15 protein-coding genes are annotated in these 23,379 nt (G+C 67.3%); 5 read left to right on the top strand and 10 right to left on the bottom strand.

All coding sequences use genetic code 11. The features are described from left to right. Positions 1 to 213: 213 nt before the first annotated feature. The 10 genes from C9412_RS20335 to C9412_RS20290 all read right to left on the bottom strand — a co-directional run bounded on the left by C9412_RS20335 (position 214) and on the right by C9412_RS20290 (position 16,734). Positions 214 to 639 carry a DUF2752 domain-containing protein gene (locus tag C9412_RS20335; protein WP_107233262.1) on the bottom strand — a complete coding sequence of 142 codons (426 nt, stop codon included), beginning with the start codon at positions 637 to 639 and terminating at the stop codon, positions 214 to 216. A 43-nt stretch (positions 640 to 682) separates the two neighbouring features. Next, the gene (locus C9412_RS20330; protein WP_107233261.1) at positions 683 to 964 is read right to left on the bottom strand and encodes a CD225/dispanin family protein; all 282 of its coding nucleotides are present in this window, start codon (positions 962 to 964) and stop codon (positions 683 to 685) included. A gap of 34 nt (positions 965 to 998) precedes the next feature. Next, positions 999 to 1,286: a CD225/dispanin family protein gene (locus C9412_RS20325; protein WP_057497552.1), complete on the bottom strand. Its 288-nt coding sequence runs from the start codon at positions 1,284 to 1,286 to the stop codon at positions 999 to 1,001. Positions 1,287 to 1,461: 175 nt separating this feature from the next. Beyond that, complete coding sequence (locus C9412_RS20320) at positions 1,462 to 3,351, bottom strand: MFS transporter (protein ID WP_107233260.1); 1,890 nt, start codon at positions 3,349 to 3,351, stop codon at positions 1,462 to 1,464. A 126-nt stretch (positions 3,352 to 3,477) separates the two neighbouring features. Then, the gene (locus tag C9412_RS20315; protein WP_107233259.1) at positions 3,478 to 4,272 is read right to left on the bottom strand and encodes an SDR family oxidoreductase; all 795 of its coding nucleotides are present in this window, start codon (positions 4,270 to 4,272) and stop codon (positions 3,478 to 3,480) included. A gap of 139 nt (positions 4,273 to 4,411) precedes the next feature. Then, positions 4,412 to 6,589 carry a YccS family putative transporter gene (gene yccS / locus C9412_RS20310; RefSeq protein ID WP_107233258.1) on the bottom strand — a complete coding sequence of 726 codons (2,178 nt, stop codon included), beginning with the start codon at positions 6,587 to 6,589 and terminating at the stop codon, positions 4,412 to 4,414. A 106-nt stretch (positions 6,590 to 6,695) separates the two neighbouring features. Then, a complete protein-coding gene (locus C9412_RS20305) occupies positions 6,696 to 8,765 on the bottom strand; it encodes a TonB-dependent siderophore receptor (protein WP_107233257.1) in 2,070 nt (689 codons plus the stop codon). 262 nt (positions 8,766 to 9,027) lie between these two features. Next, the gene (locus tag C9412_RS20300; protein ID WP_107233256.1) at positions 9,028 to 12,150 is read right to left on the bottom strand and encodes an efflux RND transporter permease subunit; all 3,123 of its coding nucleotides are present in this window, start codon (positions 12,148 to 12,150) and stop codon (positions 9,028 to 9,030) included. 31 nt (positions 12,151 to 12,181) lie between these two features. After that, complete coding sequence (locus C9412_RS20295) at positions 12,182 to 15,415, bottom strand: efflux RND transporter permease subunit (RefSeq protein ID WP_107233255.1); 3,234 nt, start codon at positions 15,413 to 15,415, stop codon at positions 12,182 to 12,184. A gap of 74 nt (positions 15,416 to 15,489) precedes the next feature. Beyond that, complete coding sequence (locus C9412_RS20290) at positions 15,490 to 16,734, bottom strand: efflux RND transporter periplasmic adaptor subunit (RefSeq protein WP_107233254.1); 1,245 nt, start codon at positions 16,732 to 16,734, stop codon at positions 15,490 to 15,492. Positions 16,735 to 16,921: 187 nt separating this feature from the next. Between C9412_RS20290 and C9412_RS20285 the strand changes: the two genes are divergently transcribed. The 5 genes from C9412_RS20285 (at position 16,922) to C9412_RS20265 (ending at position 23,270) form a co-directional block, all read left to right on the top strand. Further along, positions 16,922 to 18,241, top strand: a complete 1,320-nt coding sequence (locus C9412_RS20285; protein WP_107233264.1) for a M20 family metallopeptidase — start codon at positions 16,922 to 16,924, stop codon at positions 18,239 to 18,241. A 580-nt stretch (positions 18,242 to 18,821) separates the two neighbouring features. Then, a complete protein-coding gene (gene queF, locus C9412_RS20280; protein ID WP_107233253.1) occupies positions 18,822 to 19,640 on the top strand; it encodes an NADPH-dependent 7-cyano-7-deazaguanine reductase QueF in 819 nt (272 codons plus the stop codon). 197 nt (positions 19,641 to 19,837) lie between these two features. Beyond that, positions 19,838 to 20,131 (top strand): LysM peptidoglycan-binding domain-containing protein, encoded by a 294-nt coding sequence (locus C9412_RS20275; protein ID WP_107233252.1) that lies wholly within the window; start codon positions 19,838 to 19,840, stop codon positions 20,129 to 20,131. Between the two features lie 45 nt (positions 20,132 to 20,176). After that, positions 20,177 to 20,683 (top strand): hypothetical protein, encoded by a 507-nt coding sequence (locus C9412_RS20270; RefSeq protein WP_107233251.1) that lies wholly within the window; start codon positions 20,177 to 20,179, stop codon positions 20,681 to 20,683. A gap of 364 nt (positions 20,684 to 21,047) precedes the next feature. Further along, positions 21,048 to 23,270: an NADP-dependent isocitrate dehydrogenase gene (locus C9412_RS20265; protein WP_107233250.1), complete on the top strand. Its 2,223-nt coding sequence runs from the start codon at positions 21,048 to 21,050 to the stop codon at positions 23,268 to 23,270. Positions 23,271 to 23,379: the final 109 nt, after the last annotated feature.

Genomic DNA, 23,379 nt, shown 5'->3' with positions numbered 1-23,379 from the left:
CTGAGGCGAACCAGGGCGCAAGACCAAAGGCTGCCGGCCAGCGGCCGGCACTACCGTGCCCCTCTCATGGAGGGGCCAAGCCCCTCCATCAACACAGTTGCTCCAGGGATGGATTCACGGCGTCCCCCGCAAGCCCATCCCGCCCGGCCAACCCCCAGGCTGCTACCTTCAGATATCGCGCCACCACGAGGGGCTGCGCCGTTGGCCGGAAACCTAGATCGGTGCCAGCGCGGTGAACGGCGCCCACGGCAGATTGCGCAGCAGCGCATAACCGGGCAGCAGCCACAGCCAGAAGGTGGGGTTGGCCAGCACCCGCATCAGCGGGTCGAGCAGGCGAGGGCGGAATCCGGCGGCATTGAGCAGCATCAGCAGCAGGAAGGGCAGGCTGACGACCAGCAGCGGGTTCATCGCCATTGCGCCGGGCAGGTCGAAGTGGACCAGTGAATACAGGCAGCGGGTGCTGCCACAGCCCGGGCAGTACAGGCCGGTCAGCGCGTACAGCGGGCAGCTCGGCAACGGGTTGCCGGCAACATACGGATTGACGTGACGCAGCACCACCGCAGCACCTGCGGCCAGACCGGTGGCGGCCAGCAGCGGTGCCCAGCGGGCGAAGCGGGAATGGGCAGGACGGGCAGACATGCGGCAACGGACCCGGCGCGGGCGCCGGATCCGTCCGGAGGCATCAGTAGCTGCTGCCGCCGCTCATGGCGCCCATGCCGCCGACGGCCACGATGAGGATGCCGTACAGCACGCCCACCACGACGGCGGCGATGGCCGACCAGATGGCCCACTTCTTGGCCTTGGCGGCCGAATCCTGGGCACCGGCGACGTCGCCTGCGGCCAGCTTGCCATTGACCTGGGCGGCGTAGACGATCGACACGATGCCCGCCGGCAGGCAGCAGAACAGGGTGGACAGGATTGCCCAGACCAGATTGTTCGGGACCTGCGGAGTAGCGGTGTTCATGGGTTCAAGCTCCTTGATGGGTGGTGGTGGTGAATCAATGGTCGGAAAGAGCGCCCAGCACAGCCAAGCCGCCGAACAGCCCGAACCACAACAGCAACAGGACCGGCAGCGCCACGGCCGAAGCCACGGCCCACCAGCCTGCCTTGCGCGACGCATCGTAGGCCCCGGGCAGATCGCCGGCCGCGCGGCGGCCATCGACCTGGGAGGCATAGACGATCGACACCACGCCCAGCGGCAGGCAACAGAACAGCGTCGTCAGGATCGCCCAGACCAGATGGTTGGGGATGTAGACCGGACGGCTGAGCGGTGGTGGTTGATTCAAAGCAAGACTCCATTCCTTGGTGGCTGGACCCCGGTGAACGTGGCCAACCTCCCCCCTGTGGGTGCGTAATCTACCGCAACCGGCGTTGCATGTATGCGTTTACATCGGCGACATGACGCCACCGGCACTTGACGGTGGCGTATGCCAGGGGCTTTTCAGAGCCCGGACTGCTGCGTCAGGCGCGATCGCCACGCAGGGCGCGGACCTGGGCTTCCAGGGCGGCGGCGTTGGTGTGATGGCCGTCCACGGCCGGCGCGGCCACCACGTCGATGGTGGCGCGGAAGCGGCGTGGCACGCGCATGCGGCCCAGGCGGCTGTCGCGCCGGCTCCACATGCTTGACCACATGCCCTGCAGCGCCATCGGCACCACCGGCACTGGCCGCCGTTCGAGGATCTTCTCGACACCGGATTTGAATGGCGCCATCGCGCCATCCTTGGTCAACGCGCCTTCCGGGAAGATGCAGACCAGCTCGCCCTCGGCCAGCGCCGCATCGATCTCGTCGAACGCGCGCTGCATCAGTGCCGGGTCTTCGCGCGCACCGGCAATCGGGATCGCCTTGGCGGTGCGGAAGATCCAGCGCATCACCGGGATGTTGAAGATCCGGTAGTACATGACGAACCGCACCGGGCGCGGGATCGTCGCCGACAGGATCAACGCATCCATGTAGCTGACGTGGTTGCAGACCAGCAGCGCGGCGCCTTCGTCGGGCACGTTGGCCTCGATGCCGTGCGGGCGCAGCCGGTACAGGGTGCGCACCATCAACCAGCTGAGGAAGCGCATCAGGAATTCGGGGACGATGGTGAAGATGTAGATCGCCACCACGGCATTGGCGATGGCCAGTGCCAGGAACTGCTGCGGAATGGTCCAGTGCAGCAGCTTGTGCGCGGCCAGCGACAACAGCGCGGCGGCCACGATGAAGCCGGAGTTCTGGATGTTCAGCGCGGCGAACACGCGCGACATCTGTGCCTTCGGCGTGCGGCTCTGGATCAGCGCGAACAGCGGCACCACGAAGATGCCGGTGAACAGGCCGATTCCGACAAGATCAATGACGATGCGCAGGCTCCCCGGCTGCTGCAGGAACGTGCCGATGGTCAACCCGTGCGCAGCCGCCTCGCCGCTGCGGGCGAAGTACAGATCCAGCAGGAACGCGGTCATGCCGAACGCGCCCAGTGGCACCAGGCCGATTTCCACGGTGCGCGCCGACAGCTTCTCGCACAGCAGCGAGCCGACCCCGGTGCCGACCGAGAACAGGGCCAGTGCGAAGATGTACAGGGTCGGTTCGCCACCGAGGTTGGCGACCGCATACGCCGGCAGCTGCGAGGTCAGCACGGTGCCGACGAACCAGAACCAGGACACGCCCAGGATCGCGTTGCGTACGGCCTTCTGCTGGCGCGCCATGCGCAGTACCGCCAGCGATTCGGGCAGCGGGTTCCAGTTGATCTTCAGATTCGGGTCGCCGGCATCGACCTTGGGAATCAGCCGCGCGGCGATGTTGCCGCAGACCGCCAGCGCGATGATCGCGCATGCCGCCACCACCGTGCCGTGGCTGCCGGCCACCGTGAACACCAGGCCGCCGACGATCATGCCGGAGAGGATCGACATCGAGGTGCCCATCTCGACCAGGCCGTTGCCGCCGGTCAGTTCTTCAGGCTTGAGCACCGAGGGCAGCACCGAGTACTTCACCGGGCCGAACAGGGTCGACTGCATGCCGGTGCAGAACAACGCGACCAGCAGCACCGGCAGGCTCTGGATCAGGAAGCCGGTGGCGGCCAGCGACATGATCACGATCTCCATGGTGGTGGTGATCACGATCAGCCGCGATTTTTCCAGTTTGTCGGCGATCTGCCCGGCCAGTGCCGAGAACAGGAAGTAGGGCAGGATGAAGATGGCCGGTGCCAGCGTGGCGTACAGGCCCAGTTCCTCTTCCGGAACGGCCATGAACAGCAACATGCTGATGATGGCCTGCCGGTACACATTGTCGTTGAACGCCCCAAGCGCCTGTACGACGAAGAACGGCAGGAAACGGCGCTGGCGCAGCAGGGCAAACTGGTTGTGACCGGACATGGAGCCTCCTTGACCGGCGCAGCCTAGCATTCCTGCCCGTAGAGTCGAGCTTGCTCGACTCTACCCGATCGCGGTGGGTGCGGACCGTTGTGGGTGCGGACCGTTGGTCCGCACGCCTCCAGAACCTCAGACGATATCGTCGACCACGCCGCCGTCCACGCGCAGCGCCGCACCGGAAGTGGCCGAGGCCTGCGCCGAGGCCAGGTACACCACCATGTTGGCCACCTCTTCGACCGTGGTGGCCCGCTGCAGGACCGAGGTCGGGCGATGTTCCATCACGAACTCGCGGCCGATCTGTTCCAGCGGCTTGCCACTGCGCTGGCGTTCATCTTCGAACATCGCGGCAAAACCGTCAGAGAGCGTCGGCCCGGGCAGCACCGCGTTGACGGTGACGCCACTGCCGGCCACGCGCTTGGCCAGGCCGCGCGACAGCGACAGCTGCGCAGTCTTGCTGACGCCGTAGTGGATCATGTCGGCCGGGATGTTGCGCGCCGACTCGGAAGAGATGAACAGCACGCGACCCCAGCCGGCCGCGACCATCGCGGGCAGCAGTGCGCGCGACAGGCGCACGCCGGACATCACGTTGGTCTGCCAGTAGCGGTCCCAGGTGGCGTCGTCGGTCTCGAAGAAATCCTCGGGCCCGAAGATGCCGGCGTTGTTGACCAGGATATCGACCCTGGGCAGGCCAGCCAGCAGCGTGTCGACGCCGGCCGCGTCGGACAGGTCCGCGGCGACGCCGGTCACCTCGGCCCCCGGAACAGCGGCGAGCAGCCGCTGGCGTGCGCGTTCGATGCTGTCGGCGCTGCGGCCGTTGAGGATGACCCGCGCACCGGCGCCGGCCAGGCCCTGCGCGATGGCCAGCCCGATGCCGGCGGTGGAGGCGGTGACCAGCGCGGTGCGGCCGCTGAGTTCGATCTTCATGGCGGGAATCCGTGAGCAGGGGATCACCCAGTATCCGCGCCGCTGCGTGATCGGGCTGCAGCGCCAGGCGCAACGCGCTGTTGCACATTACGTAGATCCACGCCATGCGTGGATGGAATGCCCGATCAGCGATGGGGGATCAGGTCAGGCCCCGCACCGCCTCATTGGCCGCTGCCCGCAGCTTCGGCAGCAGCCGCAGCACCAGCGCCATCTGCGTGCGGATCAGCTGCAGCTTCGGCGGCATCGCCTCCTCGATCTGTTCCAGTTCGGCGGCCACCGCACGGTCGGCGTCATTGTCGTCCTCGGTCACCGGCTGACGTGCAGTGAGGGCGCCCGCCAGCTGCTGCAGCGCCTTGCGCACGCGCTCGCCGGCGGCCAGTGCCAGCGGATCACCGGCATAGCTGTCGACCTGGTCGCGGTGTGCGCCGAGGGCCGACAGGTGGCCGAGCAAGGTGTTGGACAAGGCCAGGAAATGGAAGCCGGCATCCAGATTGCGACGCACATGCCCGGGCTCGCGCAGCATGTTCGACAACGCGGTGGACAGCGCGGCGTCGGCATTGTGCATGTCGCGGCGGGCGACGCGGTAGGCGAGGTCGTCACGCATGCCGCTGCGGTACTGGCCCAGCACCGATTCGAGATAGCGGGCGGCGGTCTCCAGCACGCGTGCCAGAACAAGGTGCAGCTGGCGCCCCTGCCAGTCGGGCAGGACCAGGAATGCGGCGGCGGCGGCGATCGCACAGCCCAGCAGGGTATCGACCATGCGCGGCACGATCAGCACGAAGCCGTCGCCGATCAGGTTGAAGCAGGTCAGTGCCATCACCGTGATCGCCGCCGACGCCACCAGATAGCGGTCGGTACGGGTGAAGAAGAACAGCAGCGCCGACAGCAGCGCGATCAGCAACTGCACATGCAGCTGCGGGAACAGTTGCAGCAACGCCCAGGTGAGCACCAGGCCGGCCAGGGTGCCGACGATGCGCTGGGCCAGGCGCTGCCGCGTGGCGCCGAAGTTGGGCCGGCACACGAACACGATGGTCAGCAGTACCCACGAGCCGTTCTGCGCATTGAACAGGCGGATCGCTGCGAAACCGACGATCAGCGCCAGTGCCATGCGCAGGCCGTGGCGGAACAGCACCGACCCGGGCGTGAGCTGCTGGCGCAGGCGCACGCCCATCTCGTGCAGCGTGTGCGGGTTGCTGTCGCGCAGCCGCGTATCGACGTTGTCGAGGCTGGCCTCGGAGCGCTCGGCATCCAGCAGGCGGCGCTCGATGCTGCGCAGGTTGTGCACCAGCAGGTCCAGCGAACCGAGCAGGCGTTGCCATTGCGGGCGCTGCTGGTCACGCAGGTAGGCCAGCGCATCGGCCAGATCGCGCCCGGCCTGCTGGTTGCTCTGGCCATACACGAACGGACGGCGCAGCCGGATCGCTTCGCCCAGCCGCGTACAGGCCTGGCCCTGCAGGTCGAGCAGGCGCTGGCAGCGGTACAGCACGTCGCTGTGGAAGAAGGCATCGACCAGCGCACCGTACGGGTAGTGCGAGGAGCTGGCGCGCTCGTGGAAATCCTGCGCCATGTAGTACAGCCGCAGGTACAGGCCGGAGTTCACGCCGGGTCGGCCGGAGCGGCCGAAGCGGGCCAGGATCGCGGCTTTCGCTTCGTTCAACGCACCGACCACGCGCCGGTTCTGCTCGGCCAGGTCGAGCTGGCGGCGCTGCAGGTCCGCCTCGCGCACCGGCTCGAACAGGGCGGCCTTCAACTGCAGGTAGCGGCCCAGTTCCTGGTACAGCCGCGCTACGCGTTCACGCACCGGCCGGTTGGCGAACAGCCCGGTCCACAGGATCGACAGCAGGCCGTACCAGAGCGCACCGGCCAGCAGGTGGCTGACCGCCTCCAGCGCAGTGTGCAGGTCGCTGGCACCGTGCTGCTCCAGGCCGATCATGGTGTAGATCGCCAGCGTCACCGTGGCCTGGGCAATGGACGCATAGCGCTCGCCGAGCGCACCCAGCAGGGTCAGGCCGAAGGTGGACAGCGCCAGCGCGCCGATGAAGATCCACGGCCACGGGAACAGCCAGATGACCGAGGCTGCGGCGATGCAGAAGCACAGCAGCGACAGCAACACGGCCTTGGTCCGGCCCCACGCGTTGTCGTCGGTCTCGGCGATGGCGCTGGCGATGATGCCGAGGAACACGCCGGGCAGCGCCGTGAGCGCATCCAGCTGCCAGCACACCGCCATCGCCGCGCTCAGGGCGATGAACACGCGCAGGCCATAACTGGCCTTTTCGTGGGCCCACAGGCGGCTGAGGCGGGATTGGCGGGTGGACATGCAGGCTCGGCGGAACGGTCGAGCTGCATTATTGCGGGTGTGGGGTGAAGGGGACAGCCTGCGCAGGACGACAAGGCGCCGGCCGGCGGCCGGCACTACCGGTGCATCACATCTCCCAGCGCACGCTCACGGCGAAGGTGCGTGGCAGGCCGATGCCGGCGTTGGACCAGTAGCGGCGGTTGGCCAGGTTTTCCACGCTGGCACGAAGCACGACCGGATGGCCGGAGGCCAGCAGGCGATAGCCCACACCCGCGTTGACCAGGGTGTAGTCGGGCAGCTTGAGGGTGTTGTCGGCGTCGTACCAGACATCGCCGTAGTAGCGCGCCACCGCGTAGGTTTCCAGCCCATCCAGCCACGGCAGCTGGTAGGTGGCGTGCAGCACGCCGTTCCAGCGGGCAGCGCCAGCGGTGCGGTTGCCTTGCTGCGACGCGCTGTCCGGTGACAGGCGATCGTAGGTCGGGTCCAGCCAGGTCGCGCCGCCGCCGACGGTCAGTGTGTCGGTCAGGTGCAGGTCGGCGCTGGCCTCGACGCCTTCGTACAGGGTGATGCCGTCCTGCACCAGGCGCTTGCCGGCGGGGGTGAGCGCATCGATGGTGGCGCCACGCTCCAGCCGGAACGCGGCTAGGTTGGCGTTCCAGCGCGACGCCTCCACCTTGGCGCCGATTTCGTACTGCTTGCTGAGGGTCGGGTCCAGCACGTCGCCGGCATTGATGTAGCCGGTGCCGACGCGGCTGCCGGCTTCCAGCGATTCGATGTAGCTGGCATACAAGGTCACGTCCTCGCGCGGCTTGAACATCAGCGCGTAGGTCGGGGTCACCGGATAGGTGTGGTAGCGGCCCTTGGTTTCGTAGTCGTTGTAGCGCCAGCCGGCCAACAGCGACCAACCGCCGCCGAGGTCGACGGTGTCGCTGGCGAACACGGCCGTCTGCACGGTTTTGTCGCCACGGCTCATCACCCGCGAGCCCACTGCATCGTGGCGCAGTGGCGAAGGCTGGTAGAGGTTGGCGCGGCCGATCAGGTTCCATTCGTACGGGCGGTCCCAGCCCAGCCCGGTCTGGTGACTGAGCCCTGCCACCAGCTGGTGCGCGAGCCGGCCGGTGCGGAAGCTGCCCTGGACCTGCGCCTGTGCCAGCTTCCACTCGCTCTTGCCGCCCAGCTCGTAGACATTGACGTCGTAGTCACCGTTGGGCGAGTCGATGTAGGCGAAGATCTTGTTGACGTCATTCCACGAGGTGGTGACGCCATAGCTGAGGCTGGCCTTCCAGGCGCTGTTGATCTGCCAGTTCAGCGCGGTCGAGAGCAGGCTGGAGCGGGTGTCGTAGTAGGTGCCGGGAACGCCGTTGTCGACGTCGCCGGCGATCGGCCGCGGTACCGAGGTCAGGCCGCGGAAGTAATACTGCGGCGCTTCGCCGCTGAGGTCACGGGCCTGGAACACGCCGTCGAAGGTCCAGGTGAGCGCGTCGCTCAGGCGCGCATCCAGCGACAGCGCACCGACCTTGCGGTCGACATGGCCACCGTTGAAGGTTTCGCCCTTTTCCCGGTACGCATTGAAGCGGTAGCCGAACATCTGCTCGTTGCCGAAGCGGCCGCCGGCATCGATGCCGCCACTGATGATGCCCTGCTCGCGCCAACCCAGTTGCGCCGAGAACGTGGGGCTGTCGGTCGGCTTCCTGGTCACGTAGTTGACGAGGCCGCCGGGGGCACCAAAGCCATACAGGAAGCCGGCGGGCCCCTTCAGCAGCTCGACCTGTTCCATCACTTCCAGCGGCCACTCGGTGCCCCACGAAGACACCTGCAGGCCGTTGACCCGATAGCTGTCGAAGTTCAGGTCGATGCCACGGTTGCGGATCGGCGAGCTCCAGCCACTGGCGTAGGCACTGACCTGGGTGGTCACCGACGGGTCGAGCGCGAACGCTTCGCCCAACGACACCACCTGGCGCTGCTCGATCTGCTCACGGCCCACTGCGGTGATGGCGAACGGCGTATCGCGCAGGGCGCGATCGCCGAGGGCGCCGGTATCGGCATGGGTGCGTTCGGCGGTGACCTTGACCGCATCCAGCTCGGTGGCGCTGCGGCCGCGGGCGCTGCGTTCGGGAGCGGACTGGGCCTGTGCGGCGCAGGCCACGGACAGGGAAACGGCAAGCAGGGCCGGGCGGCACAGCGGATGCAGGGACATGGTGGGCTGATCCTCGGCGGACGGCCACGGGCCATCCGCCCACACGTGGGGGAAAGGTCGGTGGCTGGGATCACGCAGGCTGGCCGGAGGTGGCAGCGGGGCGCCGCTCGCGGGCGCAGGACCATGGCTGGATGCGGATTGTTCTCTTTTCGCTGGGGCGCGTCAAACCTGTCGGCGTGCAGGGTGCGGACCAACGGTCCGCACCCACCAGCTCCCACCGACCATATCCACGGTAGTGCCGGCCGCTGGCCGGCGGATCCGATCAGGCCCGCTGCGCGCGCTTGAGCAGCTTCGCTTCGCGCCTGCGCGCGCGCCGTGCCCGCCAGCGTTCGGCCAGGCAGGAGAAGATCACGTACAGCGCCGGCGTGCTGAGCAGGGTCAGGCTCTGCGAGAACAGCAGACCACCGATCATCGCGATGCCCAGCGGGCGCCTCAGCTCGGAGCCCTCGCCCAGGCCGATCGCCAGCGGCACCGCCGCCAGGATCGCCACCATCGTGGTCATCATGATCGGGCGGAAGCGCACGATGCTGGCTTCGCGCGCGGCATCGCGTGGTGCCAGGCCGTGCTCGCGCTGTGCCACCAGCGCGAAGTCGATCATCATGATCGCGTTCTTCTTGACGATGCCGATCAGCAGCACCAGCGCGATCATCGAGATCACCGACAGCTCGGTGTTGGTACCGAACAAGGCCAGCAGCGCGCCCACACCCGCTGCCGGCAGCGTCGACAGGATGGTGACCGGGTGGATCAGGCTCTCGTAGAGCATGCCCAACACCAGGTACACGGTCAGGATCGCCGCCAGCACCAGGATCAGCATGTCGCTGGGGTCGGAGTTGAAGCCGAAGCCGGCATCGTCGGCCAGGCGGATGTCACCGGGCATGCGCATGCCGGCCACGGTCGCGTCGATGATCGCCTTGGCCTCGCCCATGCTCACGTCCGGGGCCAGGTTGTAGCTCAGGTCCATCGTCGTGTACTGGTTTTCATGGGTGATCTGCGACGGCGCCAGGCCCGGAACCTGGGTGGCCACCGTGGTGATCGGCACCATGTCGCCATTGCGCGCACGCACGTACACCTCGTCCAGCGCTGCCGGCGTGGCAGTCTGCGAGGGCAGGGCGTTGACCACCACGCTGTACTGGTTGATATCCGAGTAGATGGTCGAGATCTGGCGCTGGCCGAACGCACCGTACAGCGCACCGTCGATGGCGCCGACGGTGATGCCCAGGCGCGCGGCCTTGGCGCGGTCGATCTGGATGTTCTGGCGCAGGCCGGCGTTGTCCACGTCGGTGCCGACGTCGCGCAGCTTCGGGTTCTTCTTCAGTTCCGCCTGCAGCTTGGGCAGCCATTCCTGCAATGCGGCCAGGTCGTTGCCCTGCAGGGAAATGCGGTACTGCGCGCCCTGGCTGGAACCGCCGCCATCGTTGCTGGGCAGATCCTGGATCGCGCGCAGGCGCAGCTGCAGGTCGGGGTAGCGGTCGGCCTTGGCACTGAGCCGCGCCAGTGCATGCGCGGTGGTTTCGCGGCGGCCGTCGCTGCGCGACTTCAGCTCGATGTTGAACTGTGCGCTGGAGCCCTGGCGGCCACTGCCCAGGCGCACGCCCACGGTCTTCACTGCCGGGTCGGCCATCAGCATGTCGGTGATGCGGCGCTGGCGGGCGACCATGTCCTCAAAGGAAACGGTGGCGCTGGAATTGGCGCGGCCCCAGATCAGGCCGGTGTCCTGCGGCGGGAATGCACCCTTCTTCACCGCACCGAACAGGAACACGGTGACGCCGATCAGGATCAGCGGAGTCAACGACATCAGCAGTGCATGGCGCAGCGAGAAGTCGAGGAACACGGTGTACACGCGCAGCATGCGTTCGTGGCCGGCATCGAGCCAGCGCCCGAAGCGCGACGGCGGTGCGGCGTGATCGTGGGCGCTGAGGAAGCGGCTGCACAGCGCCGGGGTCAGTGTCAGCGAGACGATCATCGACACCACGATCGCCGCCACCAGGGTCACGGTGAATTCGCGGAAGAACGCGCCCATCATGCCGCTGGCGAACAGCAGCGGGATGAACACCGCCACCAGCGAGGCGGTGATCGAAACGATGGTGAAGCCGATCTCGCGTGCGCCGGTCAGCGCCGCCTGCATGCGCGGCATGCCCTCGTCGAGGTGGCGCATGATGTTCTCGATCACCACGATCGCATCGTCGACCACAAAACCAATCGCGATCACCAGCGCCAGCAGGCTCAGGTTGTTCAGGGTGAAACCCATCACGTACATCACCAGCGCGGCACCGGCCAGCGACAGCGGTACGGTCACCGCGGCGATCAGCGTCGGTGCCAGCCGGCGCAGGAACAGCGCCATGGTCAGCACCACCATCGCCAGGCTGATCAGCAGGGTGATCTGCACTTCATGCAGCGACGAGCGGATGGTCGGCGTACGGTCGAAGTACGGCGTCATCGTGGTGCCCGGCTGCAGGTAGTCGCGCAGGGTCGGGATCTGCGCCTTGACCCGGTCCACGGTCTCCACGATGTTGGCGCCGGCACGGGTGAACACGTACATCACCACGGCCGGTTTGTGGTCGAACCACGCCGCCTGGTAGGCGTCCTGCTGGCCGTCGTAGACGTTGGCGATGTCCTTCAGGCGGATCACCCGGCCATCGCCCTGGGTCTTGACCACCAGCTCGGCGAAGTCGGCGGCGCGCGCCACCGAGTCGTTGGCGATGATCGCGGTGGTGGTGTTGCCGTCGCTGAGGAAACCGGTGGGCGAGGTAACGTTGGCGGCGCGCACTGCATTGCGCAGGTCGTCGGCGGTCAGCCCCAGCGCGTTCATCAGGCGCAGGTTGACGTCCACGCGCACGGCCGGCGTCGAGGCGCCGGCGATGTCGACCGAGGCGACGCCGCTGATCTGGCGGATGCGCTGGGCCAGCAGCGAATCGGCCACGTTGTACAGCTCGTCGGCCGACTGCGTCTGCGAGGTCAGCGCGATGGCGATCACCGGGTCGTCGTTCGGGTTCGCCTTCTGGTACATCGGCGAGCCCATGCCCGAAGGCAGGTCGGCCTGCGCCGAGTTGATCGCGGTCTGTACGTCCAGTGCGGCCGAATCGATGTTGTGGCCGCTCTGGAAGATCATGAACACCAGCGAGCTGCCTTCCGAGCTCGACGAGCGCATGCGGTCGATGCCCGGAAGCTGGCCCAGATGGCGTTCCAGCGGCGCGGTGACCGTGCTGGCCATGGTCGCCGCGTCTGCACCGGACTGGCTGGCGTGCACGAAGATCACCGGGATCTCGATGTTCGGCAACGCCGATACGCCCAGGCGCAGATAGCAGATCAGGCCGACCATGAACAGGCCGATGGCCAGCAGGGCGGTGCCGATCGGGCGGCGGATGAAGGGGCCGGACAGGTTCATCGTGCGGCCCCCCGCAGCAGCGGGGCGCGGATCATGCCTGCGGCTCCTGCAGCGAACCGTTGCGCAGTGCTCGCTGTTCGCGGCGGCGCGCCAGCCACTCGGAGAAGCGCTCCATGTACAGGTAGATCACCGGCGTGGTGTACAGCGTGACCAGCTGCGACAGCAGCAGGCCGCCGACGATGGCGATGCCCAGCGGGCGGCGCAGTTCCGAACCGATGCCGGTGCCCAGTGCCAGCGGCAGTGCGCCGAGCATGGCCGCGGCGGTGGTCATCATGATCGGGCGGAAGCGCAGCAGGCAGGCGCGGCGGATCGCTTCGTGCGCGTTGGCACCGGCACGACGCGCCTCGATCGCGAAGTCCACCATCATGATGCCGTTCTTCTTGACGATGCCGATCAGCAGCACGATGCCGACGATGCCATCCACCGACAGGCTCAGACCGCACACCATCAGCGCCAGCAGCGCACCCACACCAGCCGGCGGCAGCGTCGAGATGATCGTGATCGGGTGGATGTAGCTCTCATAGAGCACGCCCAGCACGATGTAGATCACCACCAGCGAGGCCAGCAACAGCCACACCACATCGGTCTGGCTGCCGGTGAACTCGGCGGCCTTGCCGATGAACTCGGCATGCAGATGGGTCGGCATGTCCAGGCTGTCCTTGGTCTCCTGGATCGCACGCACGGCTTCGGACAGCGAATAGCCCGGCGCCACGTTGAACGAGACCGTCACCGCCGGCAGCTGCTGCTGGTGGCTGACCACCAGCGGCGCGCTGCTGACCTTGCCTTCGGCCAGCGCCGACAGCGGGATGATGTTGCCGGCGCCGACGGTGATGCCGGTGTTCTGCGCGCCGATGCCTGTGGCGGTGGACGAGTTGGACGAGGTGACCTGGCCGAAGCTGGTGGCGTTGGTGCCGGTCAGTGCGCCGGCACCGTTGGACGCGACCGCCAGCTGCTCCATCAGTGCGGTGCTGGTGCGGAACTCCGGTGCCACTTCCAGCACCACCCGGTACTGGTTGAGCTCGGTGAAAATGGTCGAGATCTGGCGCTGGCCGAACGCATCGTAGAGCGTGTCATCGATGGTCTGCATCGGCACGCCGAGCACGCTGGCCTTGTCGCGGTCGATGTTCAGCTCCAGGGCGCGGCCCTGGTTGGACAGGTTGTTGTCGACGTCGGCCAGTTCCGGGCGCTTGCGCAGCGCTTCGGTCAGGCGCGTGGCCTGGGTCGCGACCGTCGCCGAATCCGCGTCCGACAGCGAGTACTGGTACTCGGTGGCGGCCACGCGGGTATCCAGGGTCACGTCCTGCACCGGCTTGAGGTACAGGGCCACGCCCGGAATGCCGGCCACTGCCTTCTGCAGGCGCGGCAGGATCTCCTCCAGGCCATCGCGCTGGCTGCGCTCCTTCAGCACGATCGACAGCTGGCCCTGGTTGAGCGTGGGGTTCATGCTGCCGGCGCCGATGAAGGCCGATACGCCGGTCACGTCCGGGTCCTGACGCAGCGCTTCGGCCACCTGCTTGGTGCGCTGTTCCATCTGTGGGAAGGCGATGTTCTGGTCGGCCTGCACCACGCCGGTGATCAGGCCGGTGTCCTGTTCGGGCAGCAGACCCTTGGGAATCAGCACATACAGCAGTACGGTCAGCACCAGCGCGCCGCCGGCCACGGCCAGGGTGGCGCGCTGGTGGTCCAGCACCCAGTCCAGGCTGCGCTCGTACAGGCCCACGGTGCGCGTCCACAGGTTCTGCTTGCCGGCCGCCGCTGCGCGCTCGTGCGCGTCTTCGCCCTCGGGCAGCGCGTCGGGCTTGAGCAGGTAGGCGCACATCATCGGGGTGAGCGTCAGCGAGATCAGCATCGACAGCACCACGGCGATGCTCAGCACCCAGGCGAACTCGTGGAACAGGCGGCCGGTGACACCGGGCATCAGCAGCAGCGGCAGGAACACCGCCACCAGCGACACGGTCAGCGACAGCACGGTGAAGCCGATCTGGCGCGCGCCGATCTCGGCCGCTTCCTTGCCGCTCTTGCCCTGCTCGATGTAACGCACGATGTTCTCGATCATCACGATCGCATCGTCGACCACGAAGCCGGTGGCCACCACCAGCGCCATCAGCGAGAGGTTGTCCAGCGACATGCCGGCGAAGGCCATCACCGCGAAGGTGCCGGCCAGCGACAGCGGTACTGCCACCGAGGGAATGATCGTGGCCCACAGCCGGCGCAGGAACACGAAGATCACCGCCACCACCAGGCCGATGGTGAGGATCAGGGTGAACTGCACTTCATGCACCGAGGCGCGGATGGTCTCGGTGCGGTCGTTGAAGATCTCCAGGTGCACGTCGGCCGGCAGCACGCCCTGCAGCTGCGGCAGGATCGCGCGGATGCGCTCGACGGTCTGCACGATGTTGGCGCCCGGCTGGCGGCGCACTTCCAGCAGCACCGCCGGCTTGCCATCGGCCCACGCGGCCAGCTGGTCGTTCTCCACGCCATCGACCACCTGCGCCACGTCGGACAGCCGCACCGGGCGGCCGTTCTTGTAGCTGATGATGGTGTCGCGGTACTCGGCGGCGCTGGCCAGCTGGTCGTTGGTGCCGATGCTGTAGGACTGGGTCTTGCCGTTCAACGAACCCTTCGGCGCATTGACGTTGGCCTGGGTCAGCGCGCTGCGCAGCTCCTCCAGGGTCAGGCCCATGTTCGACAGCTGCGCCGGATTGACCTGGATGCGCACGGCCGGGCGCACGTTGCCGGCAATCGAGACCAGGCCCACGCCCTGCACCTGCGACAGGCGCTGGGCCAGGATCGAATCGGCGTAGTTGTTGACGTCACGCAGCGGGCGCGTGTCGGAGGTCAGCTTCAGGGTGACGATGGCCGCGTCGGCCGGATTCACCCGGTTGTAGACCGGCTGGTAGGGCAGCGACGAGGGCAGGGTGGCCTGGCGGATCGCCGCCTGCACGTCCTGCGCGGCGATGTCGATGTTCCGGTCCATCGAGAACTGCAGGATGATCGTCGACAACCCGGCCGACGAATCGGAGGTCATCAGCTCCAGTCCGGAGATCTGCCCGAACTGGCGCTCCAGCGGCGTGGTGACCAGCGAGGCCATGGTGGTGGCGTTGGCACCGGGGTACTGGGTGGTGACCACCAGGCTGGGCGCATCGATTTCCGGCAGCGCCGACACCGGCAACTGGCGGTAACCGAGGATGCCCAGCAGCAACAGCCCCGCCATCAACAGCGAGGTGGCGATCGGGCGGCGGATGAAGATCGTCGAAAAGCCCACGGACTGATCCTTGCTGGCACTTCAATGTCGGCGCCGGCAGGTGCGCCGGCGCGAGGGAGATCAGTGGCCTGCGCTCAGCGCGGGCCACCACCGCGACGGCCACCGCCGCCGGCGTTCTTCTGCTCGGCCGCCTTCAGTTCGGCCTCGGTCGGTGCGGCCGGGGTCTCGCCCGGCTTCAGCGCGGTGACCTTGCTGCCCGGCTTCAGGCGGAACTGGCCTTCGCTGACCACCCGCTCGCCGCCCTTCAGGCCTTCGGCGATCTGCACCTGGCTGTCGCCCACTTCCACGCCGCTGCGCACGGTCTGCATCTTCACCGTGTTGTCGCCCTGCACCACATAGACGTACTCGCCGTCCGGGCCACGCAGCACGGCCTGGGTCGGGATGACCACACCGCCGCCGATGGTGCGCAGCTGCATGCGCACGTTGACGAACTGGCCCGGCCACAGGCCGTTGTCGGTGTTGTCGAACAGGGCGCGTGCCTTGAACGTGCCAGTGTCGGCACTGATCAGGTTGTCGACCACATCCAGCTTGCCGTCGCCGGACAACACGTGCGAGTCGGCACGGTCCAGCGCCGCCACCGGTACCGTGCCGGCGGCCTGCGCCTGGCGCACGTCGCCGAGCTGGCGTTCGGGCAGGTTGAACAGCACGTGGATCGGATGGATCTGGGTGAGCGTGACCAGTGCAGTACCGGCGTTGACCACGTTGCCGGCATCGACCGCGCGGATGCCGGCAATACCGGTGATCGGTGCGGTGACCTTGGTGTACTGCAGCTGCACTTGTGCCGAGCGCATGCTGGCCTCGTTGGCGGCCACCGCGCTTTCGTACTGTGCCACTTGGTTTCGCTGTGTATCCAGATCGGTCTTGGCCACGAACTGGCGATACTCCGGCGCGTTCGAGCGCTGGTAGTTGGAGCGCGCTGTGGCCAGCAGCGCTTCGTTCTGGCGCTTGGCGGCCGCGGCCTGGTCGTAGCTGGCCTGTGCGGTGCGCGGATCGATCACCGCCAGCACGTCACCCTGCTTCACTTCCTGGCCTTCACGGAAATTGAGGCTCATCAGCTGGCCGCCGACCTGCGGGCTGACCGTGACGGTGTTCATCGCGGTCACCGTGCCCAGTGCGCTGGCATACACCGGCACGTCCTGGCGCGTGGCATCGACCACGGTGACCGGCACCGGGCCGGCATCCGGATCTTCACCGCCCTGGCGCGCACCCGCTGCGGGTTTTCCAGCCTTGTCCTTGCCGCCGCCCATGACGCGCAGGCCGACCACGGCCAGCACCAGCACCGCCACGACCAGCAGCACGATCTTCCAAACACGTGACATTACGAGGACTCCGAGAGGACTGGACCGGGCGGGGCGCCGGCGGCAATGCGCAAAGCATACCTGTGCCACATCGCGTTTCCTGCATGACGGATGGGACGGGCGCTAAGACCGGATCCAGCGCCGGAGGTTCCCGTGGCCGCAGTGTTGCCCTACATTCAGCTGGAACCCCCTTGCTGTGGAGATCGCGATGCGCCGTTCGTTGCTGCTGTCCGCCCTGCTGCTGGCCCTGCCGGCCCTTGCCCACGCCCAGGACGGGCAGCGCCCGGAAGTCACCGCCGCCGCACAACGGCTGCAGGCCCAGGTGGTCGAATGGCGCCGTGACTTCCACCAGCACCCGGAGCTGTCCAACCGCGAGGCGCGCACTTCGGCCGAGGTCGCCAAGCGCCTGCGTGCGATGGGCCTGAAGCCGAAGACCGGCATTGCCCATCACGGCGTGGTGGCGATCATCGAGGGCGGCAAGCCGGGCCCGAAGATCGCCCTGCGTGCGGACATGGACGCGCTGCCGGTGACCGAGCAGACCGGACTGCCGTTCGCGTCAAAGGCGACCGACCAATACCGCGGCCAGACCGTGGGCGTGATGCATGCCTGCGGCCATGACGCGCACACCGCCACGCTGCTGGGCGTGGCCCAGGCGCTGGTATCGATGAAGAAGGATCTGCCCGGCCAGGTGATGCTGATCTTCCAGCCGGCCGAGGAAGGCGCGCCGCCGCCGGAAGAGGGCGGTGCCGCGCTGATGCTGAAGGAAGGCCTGTTCGCCGACTTCAAGCCGGAGGCGGTGTTCGGCCTGCATGTGTTCTCCAGCGTGCAGGCCGGGCAGATCGCGGTGCGCGGTGGCCCGTTGATGGCCGCCTCCGACCGCTTCGGGATCAAGGTGATCGGCCGCCAGACCCACGGTTCGGCGCCGTGGAACGGCGTTGATCCGATCGTGGCCACCGCCGATCTGGTGGGGACCGCGCAGACCATCGTCAGCCGTCGCGCCAACCTGTCCAAGCAGCCGGCGGTGCTGACATTCGGCGCGATCAACGGTGGCATCCGCTACAACATCATTCCCGATGAGGTGGAGATGGTCGGCACCATCCGCACCTTCGATGAAGGCATGCGCCAGCAGATCTTCGCCGACCTGCGCAACGTGGCCGAACACACCGCCGCCGCGCACGGTGCGAAGGCGGTGACCGACATCTACGAATCGGAAGGCAACCCGGCGACGGTGAACGACCCGGCGCTGACCGCGAAGATGCTGCCGAGCCTGCAGGCGGTAGTCGGCAAGGACAACGTGTACGAGCCGCCGCTGCAGATGGGGGCGGAGGATTTCTCGCTGTACGCCAAGGAAGTGCCGGGCATGTTCTTCTTCGTCGGTTCCACCAGCGTGGGCATCGACCCGGCGACGGCGCCGGCGAATCATTCGCCGAAGTTCCTGCTGGATGAGAAGGCGCTGGATGTGGGGTTCCGGGCGTTGATGCAGGTGAGCCTGGATTACCTGCACGGTGCCGGCACCCCGGCGGGGTGAGGGGTGTTGGCAGGGCTTGCAGCCCTGCACCCGCTGCAATCAAAGGCAACATCAACGTCAACGTCAAAAGCGGGCATTCCGTGGGATGGCGGGGTGGGTCCGGTGGCAGGGGACGCTGCAAGTACGTCCATGTAAGCTCGGTCGCCGCATCCATGCGGCTCACGCCCCTGCCACCGGACCCACCCCGCCTTCGACAGTTTCCCGCGGCTGTCGGAACGGCACGGGGTCGGATCCCGTTGCTTGGCAACGGGCTCTGACCCCGGATTCGTTTCGTGGATGGCGGACGTCATGAACGTCTGAAGCATGGGTTTTTGATTTTGATTCTCCTGATCTTTCCCGTGGTGGCGACCGCGTGCAGCGAACTGTCAGAGGCCGGGTGGGTAGGCGGGGCGGGGGTGTCCGCGGCATGGATGCCGCGGCCAAGCCCCCAGGGATGGGTTTACGGCGTCCCCCGACCCGCCTACCCACCCGGCCAAGCCGATCGACCGCATTCCGCGACCAACCCAACCCCACCACGGAGGGGCTCCGCCGTTGGCCGGCCCGGCCGAAGGCCCGCCCTGCGCGCGATACAATGCCCACCATGAACACCCCCCAGGACTCCAGCCTCGGTCGCGAGGTCAGTTACCCGTCGCAGTACGATCCCGGCCTGCTGTTTCCCATCCCCCGCAGTGGCGCCCGCGCCGAGATCGGCCTGGATGACGCCGCGCTGCCGTTCGTCGGCCATGACCGCTGGCACGCCTTCGAGCTGAGCTGGCTCGACCCGCGCGGCAAGCCGCAGGTCGCCGTCGCCACCGTGCAGGTGCCGTGCACCTCGCCGCGGCTGATCGAATCGAAATCGTTCAAGCTCTACCTGAACTCCCTCAACAGCACCCGCATCGACAGCGCCGAAGCACTGCGCGCGCGCATCGCTGCCGATCTGTCAGCCTGTGCCGGTGCGCCGGTGCAGGTCGAATTCGGCCTGCCGGAACTGCGCCAGGCGCCGCTGGGCGAATCCATCGATGGGCTGGAACTGGAGATCGACTGCTACGGCCCGCCGCAGGCCGATTTCCTTGCTGCCGTTGCGGGCGAGGTAGTGGAGGAGACCCTGGTCTCGGCGCTGCTGAAGTCCAACTGCCCGGTCACCGGCCAGCCGGACTGGGCCACGGTCAGCCTGCGTTACCGTGGGCCGAAGATCGACCGTGCCGGCCTGCTGCGTTATCTGGTCAGCTACCGCGAGCACGCCGAGTTCCACGAGCAGTGCGTTGAGCGCATCTTCAGCGAGGTGTCCGCGCGCTGCCAGCCGCAGTGGCTGGAAGTGGAGGCCCGCTACACCCGCCGTGGTGGCCTGGATATCAATCCCTGGCGTGCCAGCCCCGGCATCGCCGTCCCGGCCGCGACCTACCGCGAACTGCGTCAATAACCGGTAGTGCCGGCCGCTGGCCGGCAACCGCGTGGAACCCCCATCCTGGGCAAGCCGGCCAGCGGCCGGCACTACCGGGCACCGGCTCTCCCGATTGTTCAGCCGCCCCCGGGGGCGGCTTCACATCTGCACCATCCCCATTTAACAACCGCCATGGCACCGTGCAAGCCACGTAGTCATGCAGACGGGAGTTGTGGATGAGTACCGAGAAGAAAGCCGATTTCTCCGGCGTCAGTGGCAGCGTCGACAGCACCGCCCAGCAGGTACCGAAGGCGGACTTCTCCGGCGTCAGCGCTTCGGTGGACAGTACCGCCGACGTTGTGAGCGGCGGCACCTACACCGTGCAGAAGGGCGATTCGCTGTCGAAGATCGCCAAGCAGCACCTGGGTGACGCCAATGCCTGGAAGAAGATCTTCGAAGCCAACCGCGATGTGCTCGATGACCCGGACAAGATCTTCCCGGGCCAGACCCTGAAGCTGCCGCCGAAGTAAGCCGGCGATCGAACGCCGTCCGACAATCCCTGGGAGGAACCCCGAATGATCAAGACCACCCCGCTCCAGACCGCCCTGATCGCCGCCCTGCTGGGCAGTGTTGCCCTGGTCGGTTGCAAGAAGAAGGAAGAGTCGTCCACTGACAGCACCGCTGCTCCGGCCGCGACCGCCCCGGCCGAGCCGGCGCCGGCACCGATGACCGGTGCGCCGCCGCCGATGGCTGCAGCTGTCACCGTCTCCACCGTGACCGTTGGCAAGACCGCTGCGGCTGACAAGTCGGTGGCACCGGTTGCCCTGTTCGCGCCGAAGGACGACGTGGTCGTGTCCGTACGGACCGACGGCAGTGCCAACAATGTCGCGGTTGGCGCCAAGCTGACCTTCCAGGACGGCCAGGTGGCCGGCGAGCAGAACGCCACGCTGAACACCAGTGGCGCCGAGACCACCAACATCACCTTCAAGAATGCCAATGGCTGGCCGGCGGGCAAGTACCGCGCTGAAGTCATGGTCGATGGTAAGGCGGCTGGAACGCCGCAGGAGTTCGAGGTCAAGTAAGTTCTGCCGACTCTCTCCTGGCAGGGCTCACGATGGACGCAGCCGCGAGGCTGCGTCCTTTTTATTGGGCGATGGCCAGGCCCCATCCACGCATGGCGTGGATCTACCAGGGCATGGCAGGTGGATGCACACCAGGCCGCCTCCTGTAGATCCACGCCACGCGTGGATGGATCACAGCGTTGCCGCCGTGCAGTACCGCCGCGTATGGCGCGGCTTTGCCCCGCGCGGCTGAAAACGCGACAATGCATGGGTTTCCCCGCCGCGCGCCCACCCTGACCGCGGCGGGGGAAAGCGACACGGTTGCACGTGGCCCGGCGCTGGCGCCGGCCTTCCCCTGAGCATTGCTACAGAGTCCAAGTCCCCCATGTCCAAGATTCTCTACACGCTGACCGACGAAGCCCCGTTCCTGGCGACCCAGTCGCTGCTGCCGATCGTCGACGCCTACACCGCCACCGCCGGCATCGTGGTGGAAACCCGTGACATCTCGCTGTCCGGCCGCATCCTCTCGCAGTTCCCGGAACTGCTGTCCGATGCGCAGAAGGTCAGCGACGACCTTGCCGAACTGGGCCAGCTGGCGACCACCCCGGACGCCAACATCATCAAGCTGCCGAACATCTCCGCCTCGGTGCCGCAGCTGAAGGCGGCCATCAAGGAACTGCAGGACCAGGGCTACCCGCTGCCGGATTACCCGGAAACCCCGGCCGACGACCAGCAGCGCGACTACAAGGCGCGCTACGACAAGGTCAAGGGCAGTGCGGTGAACCCGGTGCTGCGCGAAGGCAACTCCGACCGCCGCGCACCGCTGTCGGTGAAGAACTACGCACGCAAGCACCCGCACCGCATGGGCACCTGGGCGTCGGATTCGAAGTCGCACGTCGCGCACATGGCCGCCGGTGATTTCTACGGCAGCGAGAAGTCGGCCACCCTGGCCAACGCCGGTTCGCTGAAGATCACCTTCCACGGCAACGACGGCAGTACCGTCGTGCTGAAGGAAAAGACCGCGGTCAAGGCTGGCGAGATCGTCGATGCCGCGGTGATGAGCCGCAAGGCGCTGGCCGCGTTCATCGGTGAGCAGATTGCCGATGCCAAGGCGCAGGGCGTGCTGTTCTCGCTGCACCTGAAGGCGACCATGATGAAGGTCTCCGACCCGATCATGTTCGGTGTGGCGGTCAACGAGTTCTACAAGGACGTGCTGGCCAAGCACGCCGACGTGCTCAAGCAGGCCGGTTTCGATGCCAACAACGGTATCGGCGACCTGGCCGCGCGCCTGCCGTCGCTGCCGGAAGCCACCCGCGCCGCGATCGAAGCCGATCTGGCCGCCGAGTACGCACAACGTCCGGGCGTGGCCATGGTCAATTCGGACAAGGGCATCACCAACCTGCACGTGCCGAGCGATGTGATCGTCGACGCCTCGATGCCGGCGATGATCCGCGACTCCGGCAAGATGTGGAACGCCGAAGGCAAGCTGCAGGACACCAAGGCGGTGATCCCGGACCGCTGCTACGCCGGCGTGTACCAGGCCGTCATCGACGACTGCAAGGCGCACGGCGCCTTCGACCCGGCCACCATGGGCTCGGTGCCGAACGTCGGCCTGATGGCGCAGAAGGCCGAGGAATACGGCTCGCACGACAAGACCTTCCAGATCGCCGCCGACGGCGTGGTCAAGGTCACCGACGAGGCCGGCACCGTGGTGTTCGAACACGCGGTGGAAGCCGGAGACATCTGGCGCATGTGCCAGACCAAGGACGCGCCGATCCAGGACTGGGTGAAGCTGGCGGTCGAACGTGCGCGCCTGAGCAGCACCCCGGCGGTGTTCTGGCTGGATGCCGCGCGCGCCCACGACGCGCAGGTCATCGCCAAGGTCGAGACCTACCTGAAGAACCACGACACCACCGGCCTGGACATCCGCATCCTGCCGCCGGTGGAAGCCACCGCGTTCTCGCTGGACCGCATCCGCAAGGGCGAGGACACCATCTCGGTGACCGGCAACGTGCTGCGCGACTACCTGACCGACCTGTTCCCGATCATGGAACTGGGCACCAGCGCCAAGATGCTGTCGATCGTGCCGCTGATGGCCGGTGGTGGCCTGTTCGAGACCGGCGCCGGTGGTTCGGCCCCCAAGCACGTGCAGCAGTTCGTGGAAGAGGACTACCTGCGCTGGGATTCGCTGGGTGAGTTCCTGGCTCTGGCCGCGTCGCTGGAACACCTCGGCAACCGCTACGACAACGCCGCCGCCCGCGTGCTGGCCAAGGCGCTGGACGAAGCCAACGGCCAGTTCCTGGACAACGACAAGTCGCCGTCGCGCAAGCTGGGCGGCATCGACAACCGTGGCAGCCACTTCTACATCGCGCTGTACTGGGCCCAGGCCCTGGCCGCGCAGGACGAAGATGCCGCGCTGAAGGCACGTTTCGCGCCGCTGGCCAAGGCACTGACCGACAACGAGCAGAAGATCGTTGACGAGCTGATTGCGGTGCAGGGCAAGGCCGTGGACATCGGTGGCTACTACCGTCCGGACGTGGCCAAGGCGAGCAAGGCGATGCGCCCGAGCGCGACCTTCAACGCCGCGCTGGAGCAGCTGCGCGGCTGACCCATCGCCGTCCGCATGTGACTTCGGAACCCGCGCTTCGGCGCGGGTTTCTTTTTGCCTCCGGGGTCAGATCCCTTTCGCACCGCGAAAGGGATCTGACCCCGATTTT

The organism is Stenotrophomonas sp. Nf1, from assembly GCF_003028475.1.
Lineage (GTDB): Bacteria > Pseudomonadota > Gammaproteobacteria > Xanthomonadales > Xanthomonadaceae > Stenotrophomonas.
Note: the sequence above shows the minus strand (reverse complement) of the source record. Positions and strands in the feature narration are given on the sequence as shown.

Excerpts from the sequence above, each read along its gene's own strand:
- C9412_RS20335 (WP_107233262.1), bottom strand. The coding sequence starts at position 639 with ATGTCTGCCCGTCCTGCCCATTCCCGCTTCGCCCGCTGGGCACCGCTG.
- C9412_RS20330 (WP_107233261.1), bottom strand. The coding sequence starts at position 964 with ATGAACACCGCTACTCCGCAGGTCCCGAACAATCTGGTCTGGGCAATC.
- C9412_RS20320 (WP_107233260.1), bottom strand. The coding sequence starts at position 3,351 with ATGTCCGGTCACAACCAGTTTGCCCTGCTGCGCCAGCGCCGTTTCCTG.
- C9412_RS20315 (WP_107233259.1), bottom strand. The coding sequence starts at position 4,272 with ATGAAGATCGAACTCAGCGGCCGCACCGCGCTGGTCACCGCCTCCACC.
- yccS (WP_107233258.1), bottom strand. The coding sequence starts at position 6,589 with ATGTCCACCCGCCAATCCCGCCTCAGCCGCCTGTGGGCCCACGAAAAG.
- C9412_RS20305 (WP_107233257.1), bottom strand. The coding sequence starts at position 8,765 with ATGTCCCTGCATCCGCTGTGCCGCCCGGCCCTGCTTGCCGTTTCCCTG.
- C9412_RS20300 (WP_107233256.1), bottom strand. The coding sequence starts at position 12,150 with ATGAACCTGTCCGGCCCCTTCATCCGCCGCCCGATCGGCACCGCCCTG.
- C9412_RS20290 (WP_107233254.1), bottom strand. The coding sequence starts at position 16,734 with ATGTCACGTGTTTGGAAGATCGTGCTGCTGGTCGTGGCGGTGCTGGTG.
- C9412_RS20285 (WP_107233264.1), top strand. The coding sequence starts at position 16,922 with ATGCGCCGTTCGTTGCTGCTGTCCGCCCTGCTGCTGGCCCTGCCGGCC.
- queF (WP_107233253.1), top strand. The coding sequence starts at position 18,822 with ATGAACACCCCCCAGGACTCCAGCCTCGGTCGCGAGGTCAGTTACCCG.
- C9412_RS20275 (WP_107233252.1), top strand. The coding sequence starts at position 19,838 with ATGAGTACCGAGAAGAAAGCCGATTTCTCCGGCGTCAGTGGCAGCGTC.
- C9412_RS20270 (WP_107233251.1), top strand. The coding sequence starts at position 20,177 with ATGATCAAGACCACCCCGCTCCAGACCGCCCTGATCGCCGCCCTGCTG.
- C9412_RS20265 (WP_107233250.1), top strand. The coding sequence starts at position 21,048 with ATGTCCAAGATTCTCTACACGCTGACCGACGAAGCCCCGTTCCTGGCG.